Below are 24609 nucleotides of genomic sequence, written 5' to 3' on the forward strand. Positions count from 1 at the left end.
CCGGCCGGTGGCTGCCCGCCGGGATAGCCACCGTTAATGACTCCGCAGGATTTTCTGCCGTAAATGGGCTCTTTTCCGGCCATTGGCTGCCGGTGAACTCAGGATAATTCTCCCCGGAAACGCTGTTTATCACAGGAATTGATGAAACTCATGGCTACACTGAAACAAAAAAGCGGCAAAACCTCCCTCCTGATACCGATACTTCTGCTGATCACCGTCTCTGCCTGCGGCATCGCCGGATACAGTTATTACCGGATGAAAAATCCGGGGTCAGCAGCGGCGTCACCGTTGGCGAATACGATGGGGGTCCAGCCTGCACAAACTCCGGTTTTTCTGAAACTGGAGCCTTTTACGGTCAATCTTCACGGATCCCCTGAGGAAGATGATCGGGTGCTCTATACCGGCTTTACACTGCGTCTGCCGGATGATGCTACCCGCGAAAGGCTGGATCAGTATTTGCCGGAAGTCCGCAGCCGCCTGTTGCTGTTACTGACACGACAGGACCAGAAGGCGCTGACCACCGAAGAAGGAAAACAGGCTCTGATCAACGAAATCAAACAGGTTCTGGCACCGCCTTTTACCCGTAATCAGCCACCACAGGCGATCACAGGCGTTTTATTTACCTCCTTTATTCTGCGATAACACCATGGCGGATACTATTCTCTCTCAGGCCGAAATCGACCAGTTGCTTAACGGTGACAGCGCCGGCAACGGCCCTGCAGATACCGCGTCAGCCGGTGAAGACAGCGTCAAAACCTATGATCCCTCCACCCAGCGACGGGTGGTGCGGGAACGGTTGCAGGCGCTGGAAATTATCAATGAGCGGTTTGCCCGCCAGTTCAGAATGGGGCTGTTTAATTTATTACGGCGGAGTCCGGATATCAGTGTCGGGATGATTAATATCCAGCCGTATCAGGCGTTCGCCCGCAATATGCCGGTTCCGACCAACCTGAATCTGATCCATCTGAAACCCCTGCGGGGGACAGCACTGCTGGTCTTTTCGCCAAGCCTGGTGTTTATCGCCGTCGACAATCTGTTTGGCGGGGATGGTCGTTTTCCGACCAAAGTGGAAGGCCGCGAATTCACTTATACCGAACAGCGGGTGATCAACCGGATGCTGAAACTGGCGCTGGAAAGCTACAGTGAAGCCTGGCAAGGGATCTACCCGCTGACCATCGACTATGTACGTTCAGAAATGCAGGTCAGATTCACCAATATCACTACCTCTCCCAATGATATTGTGGTCAATACGCCGTTTCAGGTTGAAATCGGCAATCTGGTCGGCGAATTCAACATCTGTATCCCCTTTTCTATGATAGAGCCTATACGTGAATTGCTGGTCAATCAGCCGCTGGAAAATTCGCGTATGGAAGATCATCAGTGGCGGGAGACGCTGGTCAGCGAGATGAAGCATTCCGAACTGGAACTGACCGCACATTTTGCCGACCTTTCCCTGCCTCTGTCGCAGATCCTGGCCCTGTCCTGCGGGGATATTCTGCCCATAGATAAACCGCCCTATGTCACGATGCACGTTGATAATGTCCCGGTATTCACTGCCGATCACGGGATCATTAATCACCAGTATGCGCTTCGTGTCAGGACACTGATGAATCCGATATTACAATCTTTGCACGAGGAAAAAACCGATGAGTGATAGCCAGCGCCCTTCAGAAATCCGTTCTTCTGAAGACGATCTGTGGGCTGAAGCCATGGAGGAACAGACGGTGGCTGACAGCGCTGAAGGGCCTGCCTCTTCTGAGATGCCGGAAGGCGCACAGGACATCAGCCTGATCATGGATATTCCGGTACGGATGACCGTTGAGCTGGGCCGGACGCGAATGACAATCAAAGAGCTGCTGCGTCTGACGCAAGGGTCGATTGTGCCGCTGGAAGGGCTGGCCGGGGAACCGCTGGATATTCTGATCAATAATTATCTGATTGCTCAGGGTGAAGTGGTGGTGGTGAATGATAAATACGGCGTCAGGATCACCGACATTATTACTCCCTCTGAACGTGTCCGCCGTCTGAGCCGCTGACCATGGCACTGACCTTACCCGCAGAAAAAACCGCATCTGCCGGTTCTGCACTTTCTGCCGTGCCGCTGCTGCAAACCACCACCGCACTCCTGCTGATCATCGTCTTACTGGTACTGGTCGGGTGGCTTATCAGAAAGCAACGGCCGGGCAGGACTTATGGCCCGTTGAATATTACTGCCAGCCTCAGTGTCGGACCACGTGAAAAAATCGTGCTACTGGCGCTGCCGGATTGCCAGTTACTGCTGGGGATCACCGCACAACAGATCACCCACCTTCATACGTTACCGGCCGAGGAAGGGACACAGGGAACGGAAGATGGCTCTGCGGCCGGCATGCCATTTGCCGACAGGCTACGGGCGTTACTGGAAAAAAGAGCGCTGCACAAATGAAACAGACCCGCTGGTTACTCTCTTTCACCCTTCCGACCCCCGCGCTGGCAAACGCTGCCACGCACGCTGCTACCCTGCCCATTCAGTCACTGACCATTAATAGCCCGGACTGGCCTCTGCCGGTGCAGACTCTGGTCTTTATCGGTGCCCTGACCCTGCTGCCTGCGGCATTACTGATGATGACCAGTTTTACACGCATCATTATTGTCCTCGGACTGTTACGTAATGCCCTGGGAACGCCTTCGGCACCGCCAAATCAGGTGATGCTCGGGCTGGCCCTGTTTCTGACCTTTTTCGTTATGTCTCCGACACTGGATCAGGTGTATCGGCAGGCCTGGTTACCGTTCAGTGAAAACCGGATCACCGCCGGTGAGGCACTGGAAACCGGCAGCAAACCGCTGGCGGCATTTATGCTCAGACAGACCCGGGAGTCGGATCTGGCGCTTTTTATGCAACTGGCTAAACAACCGGAGTTTAAACGCCCTGAGGATATCCCCCTGAGGATCCTGATCCCGGCCTATGTCACCAGTGAACTGCAAACCGCCTTCCGCATCGGTTTTACGGTGTTTATTCCCTTCCTGATCATCGACCTGGTGGTGGCCAGTGTCCTGATGGCGTTAGGAATGATGATGGTGCCGCCGGCCAGTATCTCTCTGCCATTTAAACTGATGCTGTTTGTGCTGGCTGATGGCTGGCAGCTGTTAATCGGGTCACTGGCGCAAAGTTTTGTCCATTGATCCTGCCCCTGCCGGACGGTATCCGATGCCGGCGACTGCATAAGGAACTGTCAATGTCTCCGGAAGCTGTGATGTCACTGGGCCAGGGTGCGATGAAAGTCGCACTCTCACTGGCAACCCCGCCGCTGCTGGCCGCCCTTATCAGCGGATTAGTGATAAGCCTGTTGCAGGCGGCAACCCAGATCAACGAACAGACGCTCTCTTTTATTCCTAAAATCATCGCAGTCACACTGACTCTGCTGGTCGCGGGGCCGTGGATGCTGAATCTGCTGCTGGGCTACATTCAGGTGATGTTCAGCTCGATTGCGTTTGTCGGGAGCGGCGCAGGATGACCGGCATTGCCGGGTACCCGGCGGTGGCTCTGGTCAGTGATTATTTCTGGCCCTTTTGCCGAATTCTGGCGCTGTTCAGCACGGCGCCGATACTCAGCGACAAAAGTGTGAATAACCGGGTGAGGATCGGGCTGGCGCTGTGCATCAGCATGCTGATCACGCCGCTGCTCGAAAGCAGCGGGATCCCGCTGTTCTCGCTGCCGGGTTTGCTGACATTATGTTGCCAGTTAATGCTGGGCATGGCGCTGGGCTGGGGGATGACGCTGGTCTTTGCGGCCATCCGTCTGGCGGGCGAAGTGATCGGATTGCAAATGGGGTTATCTTTTGCGTCTTTCTATGACCAGGCCAGTCACGGCTCCGTTTCTGTGCTGGCGAGAATACTGAATACACTGGCACTCTTACTTTTTCTCAGTATTGACGGGCATCTGGTATTACTGCGCCTGTTGACCGAGACCTTTATCGCGTTACCTGTCGGCAACGACTATCATCAGGTACCTTTTTTTACCGGGCTTTGTGATATGGCCGGGCTTATATTCAGCAGTGCCCTCAGGCTCGCATTACCGGTTATTCTTTTATTACTGACCATGAATATGACTCTGGGATTACTGAACCGTATGTCACCACAGTTATCTGTATTTGTGATAGGTTTTCCTCTGACCCTGACATTCGGGATCCTCAGCTGTCGCTGGTTATTTCCGTGGTTTATTTCTTACAGCCACCAGCTGATGAACCAGACATTCAGTGTGCTGACAAAGTTATTACTATAATGACTGGTGCTCGACGTCAGGGACTGATATCCTCAGTTAAAATAAGGCGTTATCAGGATAACAATGCCGATGGTGTCGCAGATTAACACCCTGATAATCAGTTAGCTGCCTTGCGGATGACGTTATTATGACCGTAATTTTCCGGCGGGCCTGGCAATAAATTTTGCGTTTTATATTTTAACACCGGATATTCTGTAACGACCTTCAGCGGAGAAGACAGATATGATAATTATCAGTCGTCTCTTAGCGTGTCATGAAACGATAATTGATCCAGGCAGGAAGAATCAGTATGTCAAGTGTTATCATTGACCCTTGTTGTTTTACCCGACAGGGCTTGAGGGAATATCTGCTTTCCCATCGTATCGATAGCCAATGCTATAACGGAATAGACACACCGCAACACTTCAGTGACATTCTTGGGCAACAGACGCCCTCCTTCGTCTTTATTTCCGGTCACTGTGTGGATAATTTTTGTCCTGAAAACCGCGAGATGGAAGACGTCATCGCCCGTCATCCGGAGACTCTGTTCTTTATCTTTCTGACGCTGCCTAACGGACACTTCAATGGTTACCTGTATCTGCGGGAAAACATTATCGTCACCTCCAAAGCGCTGGAACGCGAAAACCTGGACCGTCTGCTTTCCCCGCATCTGAACAGTGTAAAGAATAACCAGCGCCGGTTGCGAAAGCAGGCCATTAAGCCGGTTGCCCTCAGCCGGGCCGAAACCGATATGTTACGGATGTGGATGTCAGGCTGCGATACCCTGCAGATTTCAGACAGGATGCAGATAAAAGTGAAGACAATCTCTTCACATAAAGGGAATATTAAGAAGAAAATAAATACGCGTAATAAGCTGGTGATCCATCAGTTGATGAAAATCAGCGAGACGCTGACCGGCGGGCTGAACACCAGCTGCTGAACGCTGGCCGGTGTCCCTGCAGGACACCGGTTATCCCCCTGCCGGAGCCTGCGCCGGCTGAACGAAGATCCCCTCAGCGCTCGTATTTTCATTGAAGAACCAGATACCTCGCGGATAGTCCTCCAGTGCCACCAGATACATTATCCCTTCACTGAACGTTTCGACCGCGAGAACTTTCCCTGTCCGTGGTGATCCGCCGGCCGTTTTAACACTGACCCATTCATCCACCTGCATGACGGTTACTCCTTACCGAAAAGCGCCCCTGCACTCCGCGCCGGACGCCGGAAACAACACAGGACAACCGGCTGGTTGTCCTGTGTGAGTATAGCACGCTGACTCAGTGCGTCCCGGTATCAGATCTTACAGCTTTCACAGTCGCCTTCATCTTCAGTACTGACAGGAACGGCACTGGCTTTTTCCTGAGCTTTGGCTTCAGCGTCGGCCAGCTGTGCATCAATGTCAAATTCAAAAATATCGTCACTCATCATCATTCTCCTGTACTGATTGCTGAGCGCTGTTATACCTGCTTACCGGTCAATTTTCCAAACAGTTTTACCAGTAACAGCACAATCGACCCAATGATGGCACCGACAATCAGCGGGGCCAGAATATCGCTCAGTAAGGTCAGCAGCATGCCATGGGTATGTCGGGTTACCCCGCTTAACACATGATGCAACCAGGGAACGCCATGGATAACAATTCCCCCGCCGACCAGAAACATCGCCAGCGTCCCGACAACAGACAGCACCTTCATTAACAGAGGCGCCAGAAACAACAATGCCGCACCGATCTTGCGGGCGACCACAGAGCGTTTCTCTTCCAGCCAGTATCCCAGGTCATCAATTTTGACAATCAACGCCACAATACCGTAGACGCCCACCGTCACCAGTATCGCTATCCCGGCCAGGATCAGAATCTGATTCAGCAGCGGTGCTTCAGCGACAATCCCCAGCGTCAGCGCCACAATTTCAGCAGACAGAATAAAGTCGGTTCGTACCGCCCCTTTGATTTTGTCTTTCTCATAACTGACTGCATCCTGCTGGCTCAGTGTCTCTAAGCGTTTGCGACGTTGTTCAGGGCTTTTACGTTGCTTATCCGCGGTTAACCAGTGCAGAACTTTCTCCACCCCTTCATAACTCAGATAAGCCCCGCCCAGCATCAGCAGCGGTGTGATAAGCCAGGGAGCAAAGGCAGATATCACCAGCGCCAGCGGAACCAGAATCACTTTATTCAGGAAGGAGCCTTTCGCCACCCCCCACACCACCGGCAGCTCGCGGTTAGCTTTAACACCGGTCACCTGCTGGGCATTGAGCGACAGATCGTCCCCCAGCACCCCGGCCGTTTTTTTTGCCGCGACCTTTCCCATCACGGAAATATCGTCCAGTAAGGTAGAAATATCATCAAGTAATGCAAGTAAGCTGGTTCCGGCCAAAGGATGTTCCTTTATTATCTGTTATCCGCTCGCGCAGAGGATCTGTGTATGTCGGGACCGGTCATCATGGCAGTGTCGTAGCTCACAGCTCAGGAGGTTCGTGCCGGCAGCAGGGACAGATCTCGACTTCGGTGACCGTCATATCGGCAATACCTGGCGTCTGCCACTCAACCCTGACCGGCTGACCGGCAGGTAACTCATGATGGATATATTTGCTGACAGCGCTTTCCGTCAGACCGCTGATCTCTTCACTGGCAATCAACTGATCCCCCACATAGATACTGGCTGTGGCCCGGGTGCTCACCATCCGCTCATTCTGTAAGGCGTAAAGCCGCCTGACTGTCAGTTTGATACTGGCCATCATTAAGATCCTGAGAGTGAGTGTAGATTATCGTTCGTCACTTTACTCAATTGTTAAGGGGTTACGCAAATTCCGGCAAGGGATTTATCGCCCGGAGCCGCGTCGTGATCTCTCTGCTGCGCTATCCCTTGCGGATAGCGCAGGGGTGTTACGCCGTGCAATAAATAACAGGCCGGATACCGTTGGTGTTGTACTGTCGTGTTGAGAGGCTGTGTTTGATATTCGGTCGGGCCGTCACAGTATCGTGCCCGGGGGATGACCTGCCCGGCTAAAATCAATAAATAACAGGCCGGAGACCCCTGGTGTTCTACTGTCGTGTTGAGAGGCTGTGTTTGATATTCGGTCGGGCCGTCACAGTATCGTGCCAGGGGGATGATCTGCCCGGCTAAAATCAATAAATAACAGGCCGGGCATCGTTGCTATTGCGCTGTCGTGTTGAGAGGCTGTGTTTGATGTTCTGTCGGGCCGTCACAGTATCGTGCCCGGGGAATCACCTGTCATCAGACGCCGGATAGTCGTTTTCTGCCGCCGATGTCCGGACGGCCCGGGATAAATGGCGTCCGTTAAGATGTGATATCGCTGAAAAGCTGACGGAGGCCCGACGTGGGACGTCAGCCCCTGGCCATGGGCCGGGGCTGACGGGATTTCAGGAGGGTTTTAACCGTTCCATAAATTCCCGGCGGATCTCTCCGGCAGGTTGCTGTTCAGGAAAGAGTTCATCGCTCAGACGGGCCATATACTCCACCAGAAAGGCAGCATGATACTCCGCCAGTGCTCTGCCGGCGTCCGTATGCATGGTCGCCGGTAACCCCAGTAATTTAGTCTGAAAGTGATCCAGTGCCCAGCGGGTATCATCCAGCGGACGCTCGCGGGCGAACGGATCCTGACTGTCGAACAACGGACGACCGAGCGCCCCGGACGTATAAAAGACACGCGCCAGCCCGATGGCTCCCAGTGATTCCAGTCTGTCCGCGTCCTGAACAATTTTCGCTTCGGGCGTACGGGCCGGGATTCCGGCACTGAAACTGTGGGCTTCCACCGCATGGCTGACAGCCGCATACAGTGCCTGCGGGAAGTCAGGAAAATCAGCCGCCAGTATTCTCAGGGTCTCGCGCGCCGCATAGCCCGAGGCCAGGTGCCGTTCAGGGTGGTTTTTCGGTAAATTGACGACATCATGAAAATAACAGGCCGTCAGCACCACCAGCGGGTCTGCATCACTGTCCTGCATAATTTTACGTGCGCTGGCCCATACCCGTTGCAAATGTGCCAGATCGTGTGCTTTATCTTCATGATCCCAGTTTAGCCGAAACCATTGGTCAAACGCTGATTGCCAGTCACTTAATTTTTTCATCCTGCTGCTCCTCTGTCTGACCATCACACTCCTGTCCTGCATTAAGCATATGACAGCTTTGCTGTCTGAGCCTGCTATCCTGTCACTTTTAATGTAACAAACTCAATATCCTGCCGGTTATTTGTCCTGTATTTCCGGCCGGTTAGCATATCTCAGCCAGCGAAAAACACTGACGCCTGCGGGATCACACAATTTTGCGGGGCGTTATAACTTTATTTTATATTTTCTGCCTGAATCTTTAGTAAAACTGTTTTCACAGACCGCTTGTCGCGCTAGTCTCTAACCCCTGCATGCTTTCCGGCCTCAGTGACATCCGAATGCCACGGCCAATAACATGCCTCTGTGATAATAAAAACTAATTTCTGGCAGGACAATTATGGACTCAACACTTACATCAGAGCGCCCGGGGGATACTCTCCATGCGCTGTCCCGGGCGAAGCGGGCAGCCTGGGGAAGTTTCGCCGGTGCCGTTGTCGACTGGTACGACTTTCTGTTATACGGCATCACCGCGGCTCTGGTGTTTAACCATGCATTTTTTCCACAGATAAGCCCTGCGATGGGAACGCTGGCGGCGTTTGCCACCTTTGGCGTAGGTTTTCTGTTCCGCCCGCTGGGGGGCATTATTTTCGGTCATTTCGGTGACCGGCTGGGCCGAAAACGTATGCTGATGCTGACCGTCTGGATCATGGGGTGTGCGACCGCGGCCATTGGCCTGCTGCCGTCGTTTGATCAGATAGGCTGGCTGGCTCCGGTGCTGCTGGTCACACTGCGCGCCATTCAGGGCTTTGCCGTTGGTGGCGAATGGGGAGGCGCGGCCCTGTTGTCTGTCGAAAGTGCCCCCGAGAAGAAGAAAGCCTTCTACAGTAGCGGTGTTCAGGTGGGCTACGGCGTCGGACTGCTGCTATCGACCGGGCTGGTTTCGCTGATCAGCCACTTTACCAGCGATCAGCAGTTCCTGAGCTGGGGATGGCGTCTGCCGTTTATTTTCAGTGTATTACTGGTGGCCATCGCGCTCTGGATCCGCTGTGGTATGCAGGAGTCTGAAGAGTTTGAACAGGCGACACTACAGCAGACCTCGGCCCCGGAAGCCTCTGCCGGTCTGCCGGTGATCCAGGCGATGCTTCGTCACCCGGGCGCCTTCCTGCAGATTATCGCGCTGCGGTTATGTGAATTACTGACGATGTACATCGTGACGACCTTTGCCCTGAACTACTCCACCCAGAGTCTGGGGTTATCGCGCGAGCTGTTTCTGAATATCGGTCTGCTGGTGGGGGCGGTCAGTTGCATCACCATTCCCTGTTTTGCCTGGCTTGCGGACAAATATGGCAGAAGACGCATTTATATCGCCGGTGCGCTCATCGGTACCCTGAGCGCGATTCCGTTCTTTATGGCCTTAGAAACCCGTTCGGTGGCCGGGATTATTTTCTTCTCCCTGATGCTGGCGAATATTGCTCACGATATGGTGGTCTGTGTTCAGCAGCCAATGTTTACCGAAATGTTCGGTGCCCGCTACCGTTACAGCGGCGCCGGCGTCGGATATCAGGTTGCCAGCGTGGTCGGCGGAGGCTTCACACCGTTTATCGCCGCGGCGCTGGTCACCTGGTCAGAAGGTGCCTGGCACAGTGTGGCACTCTATCTGACGGCCGGCTGTCTTATCTCCCTGCTGGTCGCAATTTTTATGAAACCCCGCCGCGCCTGACCCCGAATCCCGGCCCTGCTCCCTCTGGCCTGTGCGCCTGAGGGAGTCATCTCTCTCCCGCTTCTGTTTTTACTGTCCTTCACCGCATAGAAATCGTCATTCCACAGGACGGGTTCCGTTATATTCCGCCGTCATGGCACACTGATGCAGTGTGTACAGGATGTGTCTTAAACATCTTCTGCCGGGTTGACGGAGAGGGGGACTGCTCAGCCCCTGAAAGTGGCCGGCTTACGCCGCCCCGCCGCCATTACCCCGTAAAAAAACCTCTGCAGACTTCACAGATACCCGGTGTTTCTGCGCCGCCAGACGTATGCGGACCTTATCGCTACGAACCACAGGTCGCGGAGAAAATCCCACTGTCCGAAAGGCGTTACACTGCTGCTCAGCGCGACTCTGTGTGCGCTGAGCCTGCCGGGACCCGTGAAGCGCCGTTTCCATTCCGCGCCCCGGAGATGGAAATTTATTCGCACTTACCGTCAAACCCTTGACACTCTCTCCGGATGGTATAGCATTAGCCCGCACAACAATTGTTATATTATAACATTACATTTATATCTGCGAATTCAGGATGGGGATCACGATGCATATCAGCAGGAAATCAGCAAAACACGCAATGAGTGAACAAAACACAGCGCCGCGCGGGAGCCGTCTGCGGCTCAACGCGATGGGAGTACTGGCTGCCATGACGGCTCTGCTGAGTGTCAGCCCGCAGACCCTGGCCGCAGAGACCCCTCACCCTCATATCCATGCTATCGGTGTTGAAAATCAGTACGCAGATATCATCAGCCAGATTGGCGGCAAATACGTGGAAGTCACCTCGCTAATCTCAGATCCGAATACCGATCCGCACTCGTTTGAAGCCAGCCCCGGCATTGCCCGTCAGATAGCGAATGCCACCCTGATTGTCGAAAACGGCGCCGGTTATGATGACTGGGCAGACAAACTGATTGCGGCTTCACCGAATGCCGGGCGTCAGGTAATCAATGTCCACTCACTGTTGAAATTACCCGCGGATACCGCCAACCCGCATTTGTGGTATGACCCTCAGACCATGCCTGTGGTTGCCGATGCCATTGCTGAACAACTGGCGAGTAAAATGCCGGAACATGCGGCAGAGTTCCGGCAAAATGCCGGTAAATTTCGACAGTCCATGGAACCGGTCAATGCAGCAATCACTGCCTTTAAGCGCGATTTTCCTGCTACCCCGGTCGCCGTGACTGAGCCGGTGGCCGACTATCTGCTGAAAGCGATGGGGACTCAGAACCTCACCCCTGCAGCACTGGAATACGGCATTATGAATGATATCGACCCCGCGCCACAGCTAGTCAGTGAACAGAATGAATTGCTGGCACAACGGAAGGTGCGGGTCTTTGTGTATAACCAGCAGGTCACCGACCCGATCACCAGCCATTTCCTGGCGCTGGCGCGCAAAAACCAGATTCCGGTGGTGGGTGTGTATGAGACGATGCCGGAACCCGGTTATCACTATCAGTCATGGATGCTGGCTGAAGTCAGTGCCTTGCGGAAGGCGCTGAGTGATCGGGTGTCTACCGAATCACTGATCGCGGGTAAACAGTGACATGATCTGCGTCTCACCGGTATTACGTGTCCGTCAGCTGGGGGTTAACTACCCTGGCCGACGGGTACTTGAGGATGTCAGTTTTGACATCGGCCACGGGGAATTCTGTGGCCTTATCGGGTCGAACGGTTGCGGAAAAACCACCCTGTTTCGCGCGCTACTGGGTTTACAGGATTTTTCAGCCGGGGAGATCACGCTCAATGGTGGTAATGTCAGGCAGGGGATCTCTGCGGTCGGTTATGTGCCGCAGAAGAATAGTCTGGATCCGGATATTCCTCTCACTGCCCGCGATGTCGTTGCGCTTGGTCTGGATGGTCACCGGCCCGGGATAAGTTTGCGTCCCCGCCGCGACCGGCAGCGTATCGATGAAATACTGGACGCGGTGGATGCGCTGCCTTTTGCAGGACAGCGGATTGGCCGCCTCTCCGGCGGGCAGCAACAGCGGGTGTTAATTGCCCATGCACTGATCCGTCGTCCGCGCCTGCTGTTACTGGATGAGCCTCTGGCGAACCTGGACATGGCCGCAGCGGCTGAGATAGTCAGTCTGCTCAAACGACTGGTCCGTGAGCAGCAAGTGTCTGTGCTGCTCTCCGCCCATGATATCAACCCGCTATTACCGGCCATGGATCGGGTGGTGTATCTGGCTAACGGCCGGGCGGCCAGTGGCCCGACCGGCGAGGTTATCCGTACCGGCGTGCTGAGTCAGCTCTACGGCTATCATATCGATGTTATCCGGGTACACGGCCGTATTCTGGTGGTGGCCGGTGATCCCGCTATAGCTGAAGCGGACACATGTCAGCCGCCACATATTATTTCTGTTCCCTGAAGGACGACGCGGATGTTCTCCTTATTTATCAGCCACGGATTTTTCAGCAGTACTCCCGTACAGACCGCACTGACCGTTGGCGGTGGTGCCGCCATCGTCTGCGGGGTCACCGGGGTCTTTGCATTAATGCGCGGTCATGCCTTTGCCGGGCATGCATTGTCTGACATCAGCAGTGCCGGCGGCGCGGCCTCTTTTTTACTGGGCATGAATGCGCTGGCCGGTTTTATTCTGATGGCTCTGGCAGGGGCTGCAGGTATCGAGCTCAGTGCGACGCGCCGCCAGCGGGAACGGAGCCTGTCCACTGGCATTGTCCTCGGTGCCGGACTGGGCTGTTCTGCACTGTTTCTCTGGCTGGCGGTCAAAAAACAGAATGCTTCCGGCGCAACGCTGTCGGTGATGTTCGGCTCCATCTGGACATTACCGGCATCGATTATCCCCTGGATATTGCTGACGGCAGGATGTGCGCTGCTGCTGTTATCGCTCATCTGGCGCCCGGTATTGCTGTGTGCCATTGACCCCGATCTGGCGAGGATACGGGGCATCAATGTCAGACTGATCGGCGTATTGCAATTGTCTGCGCTGGCGCTGGCCGTCGCCTTATCGTCCATGACCGTCGGAGCGATCTTATCCACGGCGTTACTGACCGGGCCGGCCGCGATTGCGCTTAAATTTGCCCGCTCGCCGCTGTCTGCCGTCGTGCTCTCCGCTATCACCGGGGTGTCAGCCGTCTGGCTGGGCGTATGGCTGGCGTATGAAAGCTTCTACTGGCCTCACAGTCAGGGCTGGCCGGTCAGCTTCTTTATCGTCAGTATTATTTTTATCGCCTGGGCGATGAGCGGCGTCCTCGCACGGATCATTGTGCCGCAAGCCGGTTCGCGCCAGCAGAGATTCAGGAACAGAAAATATGTTTAGCGGTTTTATGTTTACCAGCTGGACCGCGGCGACGCTGGTCGCCATTGTCTGCGGCATGGTCGGATTTTTTGTGATCCTGCGCGGTGCATCTTTTACCGCCCATGCCCTGCCGATGGGAGCCTTCCCCGGTGCCGCTGCGGCGGTATTGCTGGGGATTAACCCCTTCTATGGCGTTCTGCTGTTTGCCTCGATTGGCGCACTGGGGATCAATAGCTTTGGCCGCCAGCACCGTCATGAAGTCGCGACCGCGCTTTGCCTGGTGACCTTGCTGGGGGCAGGTACTCTCCTGCTTAGCCTGAGCGGGCGTTATTCCCGCTCGGTCTATTCACTGCTATTTGGCGATTTACTGGGTATCAGCCGGGCACAGCTGGTCCCGCTCGGGTTAGCGGCCATCATGACCCTGTTACTGATTATTCTGTTGTTCCGGCGTTTGCTGCTCAGTTCCTTCTCCGCTGAGCTGGCGGTGGTACGCGGTGTTTCGGTGCGGGGGACCGAATTCGGCTTTCTTGCCTTGCTGGCCCTGACCACCAGCATCGCCGTTCCGGTTGTCGGATCGCTTCTGGTATTCAGCCTGATGATTGCACCTCCGGCGATTGCCCGTTCACTGAGCCGGCGGCCGCTCCCTGCCTTACTGCTTTCCGTCGCGGTGGCTCTGATCATCGTCTGGAGTGCGATAGCACTCTCCTGGCTGACTGACTGGCCGCCAGGTTTCTTTGTCGGTACGCTGGGCGCATTACTGTACCTCGCTGAACGGATATATTCGGGGCGACGTCAGACAACACACCCCCTGCCGCCACCAGTGGCGTCACACGCCGGCCGGTGATCCGCCTGCCGGGTCAGGGCTCTGGCCTGTCTCTCCCGCTTCTTCACGGAGGGAAAGGCCACGCCACAGAACGACCTGACTTATTCAATACGAATAACCTCCGGATGCTTTTCCGTGGCTGACTCATGGAATATATCGTCCAGCCAGCGGGGGATTTCATCTTCCGTCAGGGTGTCCGGAATAACACACTCCCGCAGCCTTGAATATTTACGCTCTGCCATATCGATACGAAACACCAGCCAGCGGTCCTGTTCACGCCGTACCCCGATATATCGTCCGAATACACTATAAATCAGCATTTTTCCTCCCTGTTTCGTCATACTCAATAGCCGCCGGTACCGCTGTCTGAGGGCAATGAATATTCCGCCGGGCAGTGGAAAGATATAAGATTTTTTATTACGTCAGCACAGATCTTAGGTAACATTGTCAGCTTATCGACGAAGAGGCAATAACAATGAAAGTGAAAAAAATATTACTGTGGGTCGGGCTGATGGTGATTGGCGGCGTGGCGGGATTCTCTGTGAATAATGCCACCGTTGCCCGGTTTAATATTATTAACTCTACCTGCTCGGTACTGAATGTTGCCGTGGATAACCACCTGCTGGCCCCTGATCAGGTCCGTACGCTGGGGCAGTTAACCGCCCAAAAACTGCAGAACTCACTGGTCATCAGCGCGTTCCGGCTGGATCAGCAACAGATCAATGCCGCTTCTGCCGGCTCGAATTGCTCACAGTTTATGGCAGGTATCAGCGAAAAATCCGGCTGACCTTCGTCATGGCGGGCCTGACCGGGCGCAACCGTCGTGTCCCCCGGTGAGTCCCGCCCTCAGTCGCCGTGCGACCCTGTCAGACGGTGAGAGCTTCATCAAAGTCATCCCTTTGCCGCACCGAGGAAAGGCAGCGAGCCGGAGACATCGGTAGACGGATGTACCTTGTCCCCTCAGCTACCCATACCATCCGGCATCTCAACACTGTTACCTGTCCCTCACCGCTCTGGTTAACCTGACCGGTGCATGATCCCTGGTTTACTTTCGGCGTCAGCACTGATATTAAAAGCTATCAGCAACCCGCCTGGTATCGACTGTTCAGCCTGTATACAGCAGGAATCTCTGCCACGTGACGGTGATACCGCGCCAGAAAGGAGCCGGCAGATGTTAATACCCCCCCGGGCCGAAAACGGGACCGGTGAATATTCGTTCTCTGACAGCACGACCACCCTGGGTCCGGTCAGCTACACACACTGTCTGGCACTCAGACAACGCGTGCTCTGGCCGGACAAACCTTTGTCCTTTTCCCGCGTGCCGGGGGATGACTCTGCCCGCCATTTCGGGATCACCCATGCAGGGACCCTCATCTGCTGCCTGTCTGTTTTTTATCAGCAGGAACATTGCTGGCAGATACGTAAATTTGCCACTCTGCCGGAATGGCAACACCAGGGTGCCGGCAGTGCGTTACTGAACCAGGTGATCGCACTGCTGACACAGGAAGGCGCACGGCGCTTTGAACTGGATGCCAGACTGAGTGCTGCAGATTTCTACCGGAAGCGGGGCTTTTCACCTTGCTCAGCACCGTTCGAAAAAAAAGGGCTGCAATATATCCGTATGGTACAACAGGCAGACGGCAACCCTGCCACCGAAGATTTATCCCGGTAACGGGTCTCCGCCTGCCGGGGAAGTCATTCATCATTGCCTGACAATTCAGGCGTGACAGTGCGTCCTGTGTGGCCGGGCACGCAATACGGGTACAACAGGCGGTGAAAAAAGGTTCCGCCGGAAATATAGCGGATCATCGCGGTCCGGCAATCAGTGAAAAAAAACGGATCTGATATTTCAGGAGACAATAATTATGTTCAGTCATGTGGTCGTGGGTTCTGATGACCTTCAGCTATCTAAAAAATTTTATGATGCTATTTTTCGTTTTACCGGCATTGATGATGCCGGTATTGACGCCCTTAATCGTCCCTTTTACCGTAAGGGAGACCAGCGGTTCATTATTACCCTGCCGATAAACGGTCAACCCGCAACCTATGCCAATGGCGGGACTATCGGGTTCCTGCTAAACAGTGCAGAAGATGTTCAGGCCTGGCACCAGGCAGGCGTTGGATCCGGCGGAAAATCGGCCGAAAGCCCCCCCCACCTGCGTAAAGATGGTAAATTTATCGCTTATCTGCGGGACCCGTACGGTAATAAACTTTGTGCCTATGCTCAGCAAACCCTCTGAGCCAGGGATGTGCAGGTTCGCCTGAGGCCGCGCAGCAGACACTGCGCCATCTATGAAAGTCCCTGGCGGTAATAAAGTGCGCCTGTGTCGATCGCCTGACCGGTGATCCGTCGCATCACCGGTCAGGCGAGCCGGGCCACCTCCCTCACTGGCCTGCCGGCAAGCCTGTGCCGTTCTGCGCAGTAAAAACACAAATAGTCTGTTTTACGGCCTTTCTGGTGAAATCTTCGGCATACGGACACAAAGATGACGAAAGTGCTTTGACAAGGCCCTCGTGGCTCGTTAATATTCGCCCCGTCTTCACGACAATTCCTCTGTAGTTCAGTCGGTAGAACGGCGGACTGTTAATCCGTATGTCACTGGTTCGAGTCCAGTCAGAGGAGCCATATTTAAGAAACCTGCTTAAGGAAACTTAAGCGGGTTTTTTGCTTTTCTGCCGGTATTACCCCTTCCCAACAACAGCGTGTCTCTGTTCACTATGAACCTATCCGCCTGACCGGAGACTGTTACGCTAAACCGGGACCAGTGTTACTGAGTCAGAGCAGAAAAGCCATAGGATCTGTCGCTGATACCGGCCTGACACCCACCTCACCGATGAAATCAGCCTCTTTGATCCGCAGGATAACTCAGTATTCTGATGTTCTGAGGGGCTGAGGCCGCATATTCCTGCCCGGCACGTGCCCGGCTCAGTTAAAGGTTCCGGTGTTTCTGTCGGGGGTATCTTTCACGCATTACAGCTCCCCGACAGCAAAACCGGAAATCGCAATGGCTCTTTTACGGGGGAGACCTGATAAGTGAATCGGCTGAATGCCGGTACAGGCAGGGTCTGACGGCAACTCGCGGAAAAGCGCTGATCAATCAGCGCCGGTGGAAGACACCGGGAGAGGTTAAGTATATCGCCTGTTCCCGACGGCACCCGGCCCGCTTATCAGGCGATTCGCTGTCTGAAGACGATATCGCATCGGTCAGAGCAGCACCACGTCCGCTGCCTAGGCATAATTTACAGTTTCTTCGAGAGTAAACGAAGAGACCAGGCCAGATAAGCTTTCCGCCTGTTCCTGCAGCGATCGTGATGCCGTGGAGGCTTGTTCCACCAGCGAGGCATTCTGCTGTGTGACTTCGTCCATCTGCCCGATAGCCAGATGCACCTGTTCAATAGCTGCACTCTGTTCAGAGGTTGCCGTGGCAATTTCATTGACCAGGTCAGCGACCTGCTGAATGGCACTGCTGACATTTTCTGTATTACCTCCCACCTGAGTGGCCTGTTCAAGTCCCTGTTCAACCTGAGAAACAGAAAGTGAAATCAGGTCTTTTATTTCACGCGCAGCAGATGAAGATCGCTGTGCCAGATTACGGACCTCTGAAGCCACCACTGCAAACCCTCTGCCATGTTCACCTGCGCGCGCCGCCTCAACCGCCGCGTTAAGCGCCAGAATATTTGTCTGAAAGGCCACACCTTCAATCAGGCCGGTAATTTCGGAAATTTTAGCCGAACTGACGCGAATGTCGGACATCGTTTGCAGCATCCGGCTGACGGCCTCGCCGTTCTGGCTGGATAGCTGATTCGCATTGTTCGCAAGCTCGCTGGCCTGCACTGCACTCTGTGCATTCTGCCTGACTGTATCGCTTAACGCCGCCATGCTTGCGGACGTCTGTTCCAATGATGCCGCCTGCTGCTCGGTACGTGATGAGAGGTCCTCGTTGCCCGCGGAGATTTGTGTAGAACCCGTGCTGACAGACTGTGCGGAATGGTTTACCGATATCAGTGTTGCGGAGACCTTATTCAGCAGATGGTTAAATGCGGAAGCCGTTTGTCCGATCTCATCATTTCTGAGTACCGGAACCAGTCGTGTTAAATCCAGGCTATTGCTGACGTCAGCCATCGTATTTTGCATACTGTTCAGGCTGTCCCTGATCCCCAGGATGATACGAATCGAAAAGAACCCAAGCACAAGAATGATACCCAGAGACACCGTGGTCATTATCCAGCATGTCCCGGCATAAATTCGTTTATTGATTACTCTCAGCTTGTCGCCAATCTGAATATTTAAATCAATTTGTTTTTTTAATCCTGCCTCTAAATCTCTCGTCGGCGCCCCCACCCCATTTTCACCTTTCATCTCCGCCAGTGATGCCACATTATCATTTCTGTCAGAAGCAGCGAAAAAAGCGGGCAGCGTGGAACGGATCGCGTCGACATCAACGATAGCCTTCTTTATCATTACCCGATCTTCTTCGCTGGAAATATCGTTCGCCTCGTAATACGCCGTCAGCGTTTTAAGTTTACCCACAATACCGTTAAGCGCTTTTTTGGCAACTTCCTTCTTATCCTTCGATGAGGATGTCTGATGACGATACAACTCAATGGCCAGCTGATTACTATTGCTGAGCAATTGGTTAAGATCCTTAATACTGGCTATCGCATTATCCTGAACATATTCAAAGCGGGATTGAAACCCGGAAATCACGGTAAGAGAAACGGCAACCATTAAGATGAGAGATAGCGCCAGCAAAGTAAATGCCAGTAATAACCGCTGTGTGATAGTCATATAAGCCTTTTATCAGAACAGAATAATATATCCGGAGGATATCGACCCGATTTCCTGAGGCTTTAGAGAATTATTATTGATAATTCCTCAGGACAACCTTGATATTCTATGAAGCTCCACATTTAAATCATTGCTATCCATATTTATTACCAACCTATAATATGCTATTAAATTAATGAGTTAGTTCCTGAATACTGTCCCTGCGGTCGGCGATAAGATCTCCGTACAGGGTCAGCTATCGGGCCAGCTTGTGGTGACCGGCCGTCCGGTCTCTCTGAAGGCCGGTCTTTGCCACTATCTGCATTTATAAACAACTATTCGGCATTTCGCCCCGGGGCAGCGCGTCACTACTATCTCACCTATACTGGTTTATTATATTCACCTTATAAGTGACACCGGGACATGATAAGACTCGAGCAAATATCTAAAACGTATCCGGGTAGCGATCAGCCTGCGGTCAGAAATTTAAACCTGGTGATCAACGAAAGTGAATTTTGTACCTTTGTCGGCCCGAGCGGGTGCGGTAAAACCACTATTCTGCGTATGATTAATCAGCTGGATAGTCCAGACACCGGCCAGGTCCGGGTCGGCGGGGTCTTACTGTCTGGCAGCAATATTATCCAGGTCAGGCGACATATCGGTTTTGTGATGCAGAGCGCCGCGTTATTCCCTCACCGGACTGTCTCACAGAATATTGCAACTGTACCGCGCCTCTGCGGCTGGGATAAAGCTCGAACCCGCCACCGGATCGATGAACTGGTTGACCTGATGTCGCTGGACAGGCGGCTGTTGCAACGCTATCCGCATGAACTTTCCGGCGGCCAGCAGGGCCGGGTAGCTATTGCCAGAGCGCTGGCGGCCGATCCCCCTATTCTGCTGATGGATGAACCCTTCGCGGCCATTGACCCGATAGTGCGTGATAAACTGCAGGGTGAGTTATTAGAGATTCAGCAACGGCTGAAAAAAACCATTGTACTGGTCACCCATGACATTAATGAAGCACTCCGGCTGGGTGATAAAATTGCTATTTTCCGGCAGGGCGGCGAGCTGGTACAGTTTGCCCCACCGGATGAAATTCTGGCTCACCCGGCCAGTGACTTTGTACGCCAGTTTATCGGGCCGGAGGCGAATCTGCGTCGTCTTGAACGCCTTCGGGTCGCGGATGTCCCGCGTTATGATGTCCGGCTGATGACCCAGCGGGGGACTCCCATCACAGCGACCTTTTCACAGATTGACAGCGATTTCGGCCTGGTGCTGGATGACGATCATCGTCCTGTCCGCTGGCAGTCCCCCGCTACGCAGGACGCGGAACAGGTTCCGCAGACCATCGGCCCCGATAACAGCCTGCGTTATGCCTGCAACCAGTTACTGACGGCACCGGCTGGCCTGCTGGTCAGGACCGATGCCCTGGGTCGCTATTGCGGTGTCCTGTCACTGGCGCTACTGAACCAGGTATTGCACCGCCACGGGGAGCAACACACCTATGATTGACTGGCGATGGATTGCAGATAATCAGTCAATGATCCTCGGGCTCAGCTGGCAGCACGCACAGATGGTGCTCTATTCACTGTTCTTCGGTACGTTGCTGACCGCACTGTTTTTACTGATTATCCTGCGCTGGCCGAAAACGGCGCAGCCGATAGTGTCATTTTGCGGCGTGCTGTTTACCATTCCCTCACTGGCACTGTTTATTTTATTAATACCCTTCACCGGATTAAGCGTTACCACCTCCGTGACAGGCCTGACCCTCTATTCCCTGCTGATCCTTCTCAGCAATGTACTGGCAGGCATGGAAAAACTCCCTGCAGATGTGCTGGAATCCGGCAGAGCACTGGGCTATACGCGGATTTACCGGTTTATTGATGTCGAATTTTATCTGATCCTGCCGGCCGTGATCAGCGGACTCAGAATCGCGTCAGTGACCCTGGTAGGACTGGTGACCGTGACCTCGCTGATCGGCCAGGGGGGATTGGGTCAGTTACTGCTGGCGGGCTTTAACCAGGATTTCCTGACCCCGATCTATGTCAGCCTGCTGCTCAGCCTGGTGCTGTCGTTTATTTTCGACTTTGTGATTGCACGGACTGGTCAGTGGATTACGCCATGGAACAATTAACCACTATTTTCATTACTACCTTTCACTGGCTGACCGACGCCTCACACTGGTCAGGGGAATCAGGCATTCTGCAGCGGATCACCGAACACGCCTGGTACGTGTCGGTAAGTATCGTTATCGCCACGGCGATAGGCGTGCCGGTGGGCATTTTTCTCGGCTACCGCCCTAAAATGGCCTTTCTGTTTATCAACCTGTTTAACGCCGGCCGCGCCATTCCGTCACTGGGTCTGATTTTGCTGTTTATTCTGCTGATTGGTTTTAACGATTTACCGATATTTATCGCGCTGGTCGCGATGTCAATCCCGCCGATAGTGACCAACACCTATGCCGGTATTTTCTATGCGGATAAACGGCTATGTGATGCGGCCAGGGCGATGGGGATGACCGGCTGGCAAAGCCTGATCCTTTTGCGACTACCGTTAGCGATGCCGATGATCTTTGCCGGATTTCGTACCGCTCTGCTGCAATTAATCGCTACCGCGGTCATAGCTGCCTATGCCGGGGCCGGCGGACTGGGCCGCTTTCTGATCGACGGGCTTGGACAACAGGATATCCCGCAGGTCATCTCCGGCGCATTAATTGTTTCGCTACTGGCCATCGGTTGCGATGTGCTGCTGATGGCCCTGCGGCGTCTGTTTTTTAAACATGCATCACCCGTTTCTTATCAGAAATAACAGGTTGTCCCCGTTCCCTTTACTGCTGAGGTCTCTATGAATAAAAAACTGTCGTTAACCGGCAAAACATTCAGCCTGTCGTTACTCGGTGCCAGCCTGATGCTGACCGGAGCGCAGGTATTTGCGCAACCCCTGACGGTCGGTGGTGCAAATTTTTCAGAACAATCGGTGCTGGCCAATATTTATGCCAAAGCGCTGGAAAAAAAAGGCATTGAGGTGAAGGCCCGGCTGAATCTCGGCAACCGCGAAATCATCATCCCGGCACTGAAAAGTGGCGAGATAGATATTGTGCCGGAATATCTGGGTGCATTACTGAATTACTACGATCCGCAGGCAAAAGTCACCCGACAACAGGATGTGGAGGCAGCACTGAAGAAGGCACTACCGTCAGCGTTTACCTTGCTGAAGGCCTCGTCTGCGGAGTCCACCACCGCCTGGGCGGTACGGCCGGATACCGCAAAAAAATACCATCTGAAAACACTCTCAGACCTTGCGAAAGTGTCTGACCAGTTAGTGGTGGGAGGGCCACCGGAAGTCGCCACCCGGGCGCTGGGTTTACCGGGTCTGGCCCGGGTGTACGGAATTAAGTTTAAGCATTTTGAATCGCTGGATATGGGTGGGCCGTTATCGCGGATGGCGCTGAATTCTAAACGCATTGATGTCGCCACCGTGGTGTCCACCCAGGGGAACCTGGCGAAAGAGGGTTGGGTGGTGTTACAGGATGATAAACATGAACAACCCAGCCAGAACGTGGTGCCGTTGGTCAGAAAAGCGGTCCTGACCCCACAGATCAGCGGAGTTCTGGATGAGGTGTCGGCAAAACTGAATAACAGCGCGCTGGTAAAACTCAACCAACAGGTGGATATTGAGCACAACGATCCGGCAACGGTGGCCGGTGACTGGGTCAACAGCAATCTTTAATCACCAGGGCAGCGGTCACGCGGTCCGTCTGCCCGGCCACCATCACAGGGACGCGGCGGCCCATATCCGCTTCTCCGGGGGCGGCAGAAATGTCGGGCCTGCCAGTACGGCGTAGCGGCAATGTTCACGGACAACGATGACCCTTCCCCTGAGCCACCCTCCGTTAAACTCCGCCGCGGTTAAACCGCCCCCGGGACCGCCGGATACGCCTGCCGTTCGATAGCGCTGAAGCCCTGAATCAGCAGACGATCACACAGTGGCCGGCAGGACGGGTCACTGACGATTGCCTGTAGCGTTGTTCTTAAGAGGACCAGTTGCTTATCTGACGTATGGCCGGCAGTGATTAGCGGTAACCCCGGGGTCAACGGGGATTCGCCGACGATCACCAGCCCTTCTGATTCCTGCGGAAAATGCCGTTGCAGCAAAGCCAGCGACACACAATCGATGGCGGTAATATCGGCGGACTGACGCCGGACTGCCTGTAAGGAATTGCGATGGCCGCCGCTGAAGCTGACCGCGGAGAAAAAGCCGGTCAGCGGTTTTTCCGCCGTTAACCGGCTGACCCACACGTTATAGCCGGACTGTGAGTCCGGCGCATTACAGACCAGCCGTTGTCCGGCAAAATCTTCCGGCGTTTTGTGCCGGTCAGCCAGTCTGGCCACAAAATAGCTACGGTACTGCGGACCGTGGCAGCCGGCAGCCGTATAATGAAAGCAGCCAACGGCACGGACACTGCCCAGCCGCGTCACCAGCGGGTAACCACAGGCCTGAGAGAGTAACAGCCTGCCGGACTGCCAGTGCGCCAGCAGATCCCCGGGCCGGACGCGCCGTGTCTCGTTATCCGCAAACCCCTGCAGCCGCAACCGGTGCTGAATTTCACGCGTCAGTGACTGCGTATCTTCCGGCCAGACGTCATACATGGGCAGACTAATCATGCTCCCCTCCCTGCTCTGACGGATGGACTTCAACATTCACCCGCTGACGCAGATAGTGTTTACACCATTGACGATACCCGGCGACCACAAACCCCTGGTTCTTATGCTGATAATTTTCCCGGTCCCGCTGGTAAAGTTTTCGTAACCCATACCAGGGCACTCCTGGCAGATCATGATGTACCGAATGATAGTTCAGATTAAGAAAGAGTAATCGCCAGACCACACCCGCTTCATTAATGACTGAGCGTGCGGCCGGATCGTCGGCAGCACGATGTTCAAAGAACGACCGGACTTTAGTAAGTGCCAGCGCCGGATACGTGACCGCCAGTAAATAATAGATCACCGAAAAATCATGCAACCTTACCCAGTGAAACACCAACAGTAACAGGCTGCCATGAACTGCCCACATCCCCAGCGCGCGGAAGCGTAAGCCGCAGATATCGGATAACAGCTGTTTTAGTGTGCGGGCAATATCGATTAACGGGCCGATCAGTAACCGGCCGGGAAAGATATTTCGCAGGCGGATAATCGCCCGCTGTACAGGACCAAACTGTTGCCACGCCCCGGCAGAAAAATAATAGGTTTCCGGATCAGCCCCGGGATGGGTCAGTGATTCATTACGATGATGGGCCAGATGGGAATCGCGGTATAACCCATAGGGAAACCACACTGCCAGTGGCGTTAGCCCGAATAACTGGTTAAGCCAGCGATACCGGGTGGGATGGCCATGGATCAGTTCATGTTGTAATGACATATACCAGGCCGTGAACCAGATCAGAATAAGTGTGGTAAGTAACAGTCCCAGCGTCTTGTGCAGGGCAAACACCCCGAACCAGCCCGCATAGATAGCGACTATCAGTCCCCAGGTCGGAAGCTCACTGCGCCACAGCCAGCGTTCCTGTTGTTGTTTAACCCAGACCTGCTGCCGGAGGTTCAGATACACCGTCTTTTTATCTGCCATATCGCCTGTCAGAGAGAATAATATTCAGTAAAATATCGATGATTGGCAGGGGAAAGACAAATCAATAGAAGTCA

29 protein-coding genes and 1 tRNA gene are annotated in these 24609 nt (G+C 54.1%); 21 read left to right on the forward strand and 9 right to left on the reverse strand.

The window, feature by feature from the left end; genetic code table 11:
• Positions 1 to 150 precede the first annotated feature (150 nt).
• From fliL to rcsA, 8 genes are all read left to right on the forward strand, one after another.
• Positions 151 to 642: a flagellar basal body-associated protein FliL gene (gene fliL, locus ABD035_RS13805; protein WP_343871026.1), complete on the forward strand. Its 492-nt coding sequence runs from the start codon at positions 151 to 153 to the stop codon at positions 640 to 642.
• Positions 643 to 646: 4 nt separating this feature from the next.
• Positions 647 to 1654, forward strand: coding sequence for a flagellar motor switch protein FliM (gene fliM, locus ABD035_RS13810; RefSeq protein ID WP_343870786.1), 1008 nt, complete (start codon positions 647 to 649; stop codon positions 1652 to 1654).
• Entirely contained in the window at positions 1647 to 2036 is a 390-nt protein-coding gene (gene fliN / locus ABD035_RS13815) for a flagellar motor switch protein FliN (RefSeq protein ID WP_343870787.1), read from the forward strand. The genes fliM and fliN overlap by 8 nt, the downstream gene beginning before the upstream one ends.
• Positions 2037 to 2038: 2 nt before the next feature.
• Positions 2039 to 2425: a FliO/MopB family protein gene (locus ABD035_RS13820; RefSeq protein ID WP_343870788.1), complete on the forward strand. Its 387-nt coding sequence runs from the start codon at positions 2039 to 2041 to the stop codon at positions 2423 to 2425.
• Positions 2422 to 3162: a flagellar type III secretion system pore protein FliP gene (fliP, locus tag ABD035_RS13825; RefSeq protein WP_343870790.1), complete on the forward strand. Its 741-nt coding sequence runs from the start codon at positions 2422 to 2424 to the stop codon at positions 3160 to 3162. The genes ABD035_RS13820 and fliP overlap by 4 nt, the downstream gene beginning before the upstream one ends.
• 53 nt (positions 3163 to 3215) lie before the next feature.
• Positions 3216 to 3494: a flagellar biosynthesis protein FliQ gene (gene fliQ / locus ABD035_RS13830; protein ID WP_212712764.1), complete on the forward strand. Its 279-nt coding sequence runs from the start codon at positions 3216 to 3218 to the stop codon at positions 3492 to 3494.
• Entirely contained in the window at positions 3491 to 4261 is a 771-nt protein-coding gene (gene fliR / locus ABD035_RS13835; protein ID WP_343870791.1) for a flagellar biosynthetic protein FliR, read from the forward strand. The genes fliQ and fliR overlap by 4 nt, the downstream gene beginning before the upstream one ends.
• A 289-nt stretch (positions 4262 to 4550) precedes the next feature.
• On the forward strand, positions 4551 to 5180 hold the full coding sequence (gene rcsA / locus ABD035_RS13840) for a transcriptional regulator RcsA (protein WP_343870792.1): 630 nt from the start codon (positions 4551 to 4553) through the stop codon (positions 5178 to 5180).
• A 30-nt stretch (positions 5181 to 5210) separates the two neighbouring features.
• Here rcsA and dsrB read toward each other — a convergent pair whose 3' ends face one another.
• The 5 genes from dsrB to ABD035_RS13865 form a co-directional block, all read right to left on the reverse strand.
• On the reverse strand, positions 5211 to 5414 hold the full coding sequence (dsrB, locus tag ABD035_RS13845; RefSeq protein ID WP_212712761.1) for a protein DsrB: 204 nt from the start codon (positions 5412 to 5414) through the stop codon (positions 5211 to 5213).
• A 119-nt stretch (positions 5415 to 5533) separates the two neighbouring features.
• Positions 5534 to 5665 carry a hypothetical protein gene (locus ABD035_RS13850; RefSeq protein ID WP_256437052.1) on the reverse strand — a complete coding sequence of 44 codons (132 nt, stop codon included), beginning with the start codon at positions 5663 to 5665 and terminating at the stop codon, positions 5534 to 5536.
• Positions 5666 to 5697: 32 nt separating this feature from the next.
• Positions 5698 to 6612, reverse strand: coding sequence for a DUF808 family protein (locus tag ABD035_RS13855; protein ID WP_212712760.1), 915 nt, complete (start codon positions 6610 to 6612; stop codon positions 5698 to 5700).
• An 82-nt stretch (positions 6613 to 6694) separates the two neighbouring features.
• A complete protein-coding gene (locus ABD035_RS13860; RefSeq protein ID WP_212712962.1) occupies positions 6695 to 6973 on the reverse strand; it encodes a hypothetical protein in 279 nt (92 codons plus the stop codon).
• A gap of 646 nt (positions 6974 to 7619) precedes the next feature.
• On the reverse strand, positions 7620 to 8324 hold the full coding sequence (locus tag ABD035_RS13865; RefSeq protein ID WP_343870793.1) for a phosphohydrolase: 705 nt from the start codon (positions 8322 to 8324) through the stop codon (positions 7620 to 7622).
• Positions 8325 to 8700: 376 nt separating this feature from the next.
• Here ABD035_RS13865 and shiA point away from each other — a divergent pair, with 376 nt between their 5' ends.
• The 5 genes from shiA to ABD035_RS13890 all read left to right on the forward strand — a co-directional run bounded on the left by shiA (position 8701) and on the right by ABD035_RS13890 (position 14163).
• Complete coding sequence (gene shiA / locus ABD035_RS13870; RefSeq protein WP_343870794.1) at positions 8701 to 10023, forward strand: shikimate transporter; 1323 nt, start codon at positions 8701 to 8703, stop codon at positions 10021 to 10023.
• Between the two features lie 613 nt (positions 10024 to 10636).
• Positions 10637 to 11602 (forward strand): metal ABC transporter solute-binding protein, Zn/Mn family, encoded by a 966-nt coding sequence (locus tag ABD035_RS13875; RefSeq protein WP_343870795.1) that lies wholly within the window; start codon positions 10637 to 10639, stop codon positions 11600 to 11602.
• A gap of 1 nt (position 11603) precedes the next feature.
• The gene (locus tag ABD035_RS13880) at positions 11604 to 12428 is read left to right on the forward strand and encodes a metal ABC transporter ATP-binding protein (protein ID WP_343870796.1); all 825 of its coding nucleotides are present in this window, start codon (positions 11604 to 11606) and stop codon (positions 12426 to 12428) included.
• A 12-nt stretch (positions 12429 to 12440) separates the two neighbouring features.
• Positions 12441 to 13340 (forward strand): metal ABC transporter permease, encoded by a 900-nt coding sequence (locus ABD035_RS13885; RefSeq protein ID WP_343870797.1) that lies wholly within the window; start codon positions 12441 to 12443, stop codon positions 13338 to 13340.
• The gene (locus ABD035_RS13890) at positions 13333 to 14163 is read left to right on the forward strand and encodes a metal ABC transporter permease (protein ID WP_343870798.1); all 831 of its coding nucleotides are present in this window, start codon (positions 13333 to 13335) and stop codon (positions 14161 to 14163) included. The genes ABD035_RS13885 and ABD035_RS13890 overlap by 8 nt, the downstream gene beginning before the upstream one ends.
• Before the next feature lie 80 nt (positions 14164 to 14243).
• Here ABD035_RS13890 and ABD035_RS13895 read toward each other — a convergent pair whose 3' ends face one another.
• Positions 14244 to 14462, reverse strand: coding sequence for a DUF7661 family protein (locus ABD035_RS13895; RefSeq protein ID WP_343870799.1), 219 nt, complete (start codon positions 14460 to 14462; stop codon positions 14244 to 14246).
• A gap of 155 nt (positions 14463 to 14617) precedes the next feature.
• On the opposite strand from ABD035_RS13895, the gene ABD035_RS13900 reads away from it, so the two are divergent.
• From ABD035_RS13900 to ABD035_RS13915, 4 genes are all read left to right on the forward strand, one after another.
• Positions 14618 to 14929 carry a hypothetical protein gene (locus ABD035_RS13900; RefSeq protein ID WP_212712754.1) on the forward strand — a complete coding sequence of 104 codons (312 nt, stop codon included), beginning with the start codon at positions 14618 to 14620 and terminating at the stop codon, positions 14927 to 14929.
• 384 nt (positions 14930 to 15313) lie between these two features.
• On the forward strand, positions 15314 to 15814 hold the full coding sequence (locus tag ABD035_RS13905) for a GNAT family N-acetyltransferase (protein WP_343870800.1): 501 nt from the start codon (positions 15314 to 15316) through the stop codon (positions 15812 to 15814).
• A 193-nt stretch (positions 15815 to 16007) separates the two neighbouring features.
• Entirely contained in the window at positions 16008 to 16382 is a 375-nt protein-coding gene (locus ABD035_RS13910; RefSeq protein WP_343870802.1) for a VOC family protein, read from the forward strand.
• A gap of 310 nt (positions 16383 to 16692) precedes the next feature.
• A tRNA-Asn gene (locus tag ABD035_RS13915) sits at positions 16693 to 16768 on the forward strand.
• A 603-nt stretch (positions 16769 to 17371) separates the two neighbouring features.
• On the opposite strand, the gene ABD035_RS13920 is transcribed toward ABD035_RS13915, so the two are convergent.
• Entirely contained in the window at positions 17372 to 18931 is a 1560-nt protein-coding gene (locus tag ABD035_RS13920; protein ID WP_343870803.1) for a methyl-accepting chemotaxis protein, read from the reverse strand.
• Between the two features lie 402 nt (positions 18932 to 19333).
• Here ABD035_RS13920 and ABD035_RS13925 point away from each other — a divergent pair, with 402 nt between their 5' ends.
• The 4 genes from ABD035_RS13925 to ABD035_RS13940 all read left to right on the forward strand — a co-directional run bounded on the left by ABD035_RS13925 (position 19334) and on the right by ABD035_RS13940 (position 22639).
• Complete coding sequence (locus tag ABD035_RS13925) at positions 19334 to 20422, forward strand: ABC transporter ATP-binding protein (RefSeq protein WP_343870805.1); 1089 nt, start codon at positions 19334 to 19336, stop codon at positions 20420 to 20422.
• Positions 20415 to 21044 carry an ABC transporter permease gene (locus ABD035_RS13930; RefSeq protein WP_212712749.1) on the forward strand — a complete coding sequence of 210 codons (630 nt, stop codon included), beginning with the start codon at positions 20415 to 20417 and terminating at the stop codon, positions 21042 to 21044. The genes ABD035_RS13925 and ABD035_RS13930 overlap by 8 nt, the downstream gene beginning before the upstream one ends.
• Positions 21032 to 21718 (forward strand): ABC transporter permease, encoded by a 687-nt coding sequence (locus ABD035_RS13935; protein ID WP_343870806.1) that lies wholly within the window; start codon positions 21032 to 21034, stop codon positions 21716 to 21718. Before ABD035_RS13930 ends, ABD035_RS13935 begins: the two co-directional genes overlap by 13 nt.
• Before the next feature lie 99 nt (positions 21719 to 21817).
• Positions 21818 to 22639, forward strand: coding sequence for an ABC transporter substrate-binding protein (locus ABD035_RS13940; protein ID WP_343871027.1), 822 nt, complete (start codon positions 21818 to 21820; stop codon positions 22637 to 22639).
• A gap of 179 nt (positions 22640 to 22818) precedes the next feature.
• On the opposite strand, the gene ABD035_RS13945 is transcribed toward ABD035_RS13940, so the two are convergent.
• Together ABD035_RS13945 and ABD035_RS13950 are read right to left on the reverse strand one after the other, a co-directional pair.
• Positions 22819 to 23574: a phosphate/phosphite/phosphonate ABC transporter substrate-binding protein gene (locus ABD035_RS13945; protein ID WP_343870807.1), complete on the reverse strand. Its 756-nt coding sequence runs from the start codon at positions 23572 to 23574 to the stop codon at positions 22819 to 22821.
• On the reverse strand, positions 23567 to 24535 hold the full coding sequence (locus ABD035_RS13950; RefSeq protein WP_343870808.1) for a fatty acid desaturase: 969 nt from the start codon (positions 24533 to 24535) through the stop codon (positions 23567 to 23569). The genes ABD035_RS13945 and ABD035_RS13950 overlap by 8 nt, the downstream gene beginning before the upstream one ends.
• Positions 24536 to 24609: the final 74 nt, after the last annotated feature.

Origin of the sequence: Tatumella terrea, from assembly GCF_039523755.1 — a bacterium.
GTDB classification, from domain to species: domain Bacteria; phylum Pseudomonadota; class Gammaproteobacteria; order Enterobacterales; family Enterobacteriaceae; genus Tatumella; species Tatumella terrea.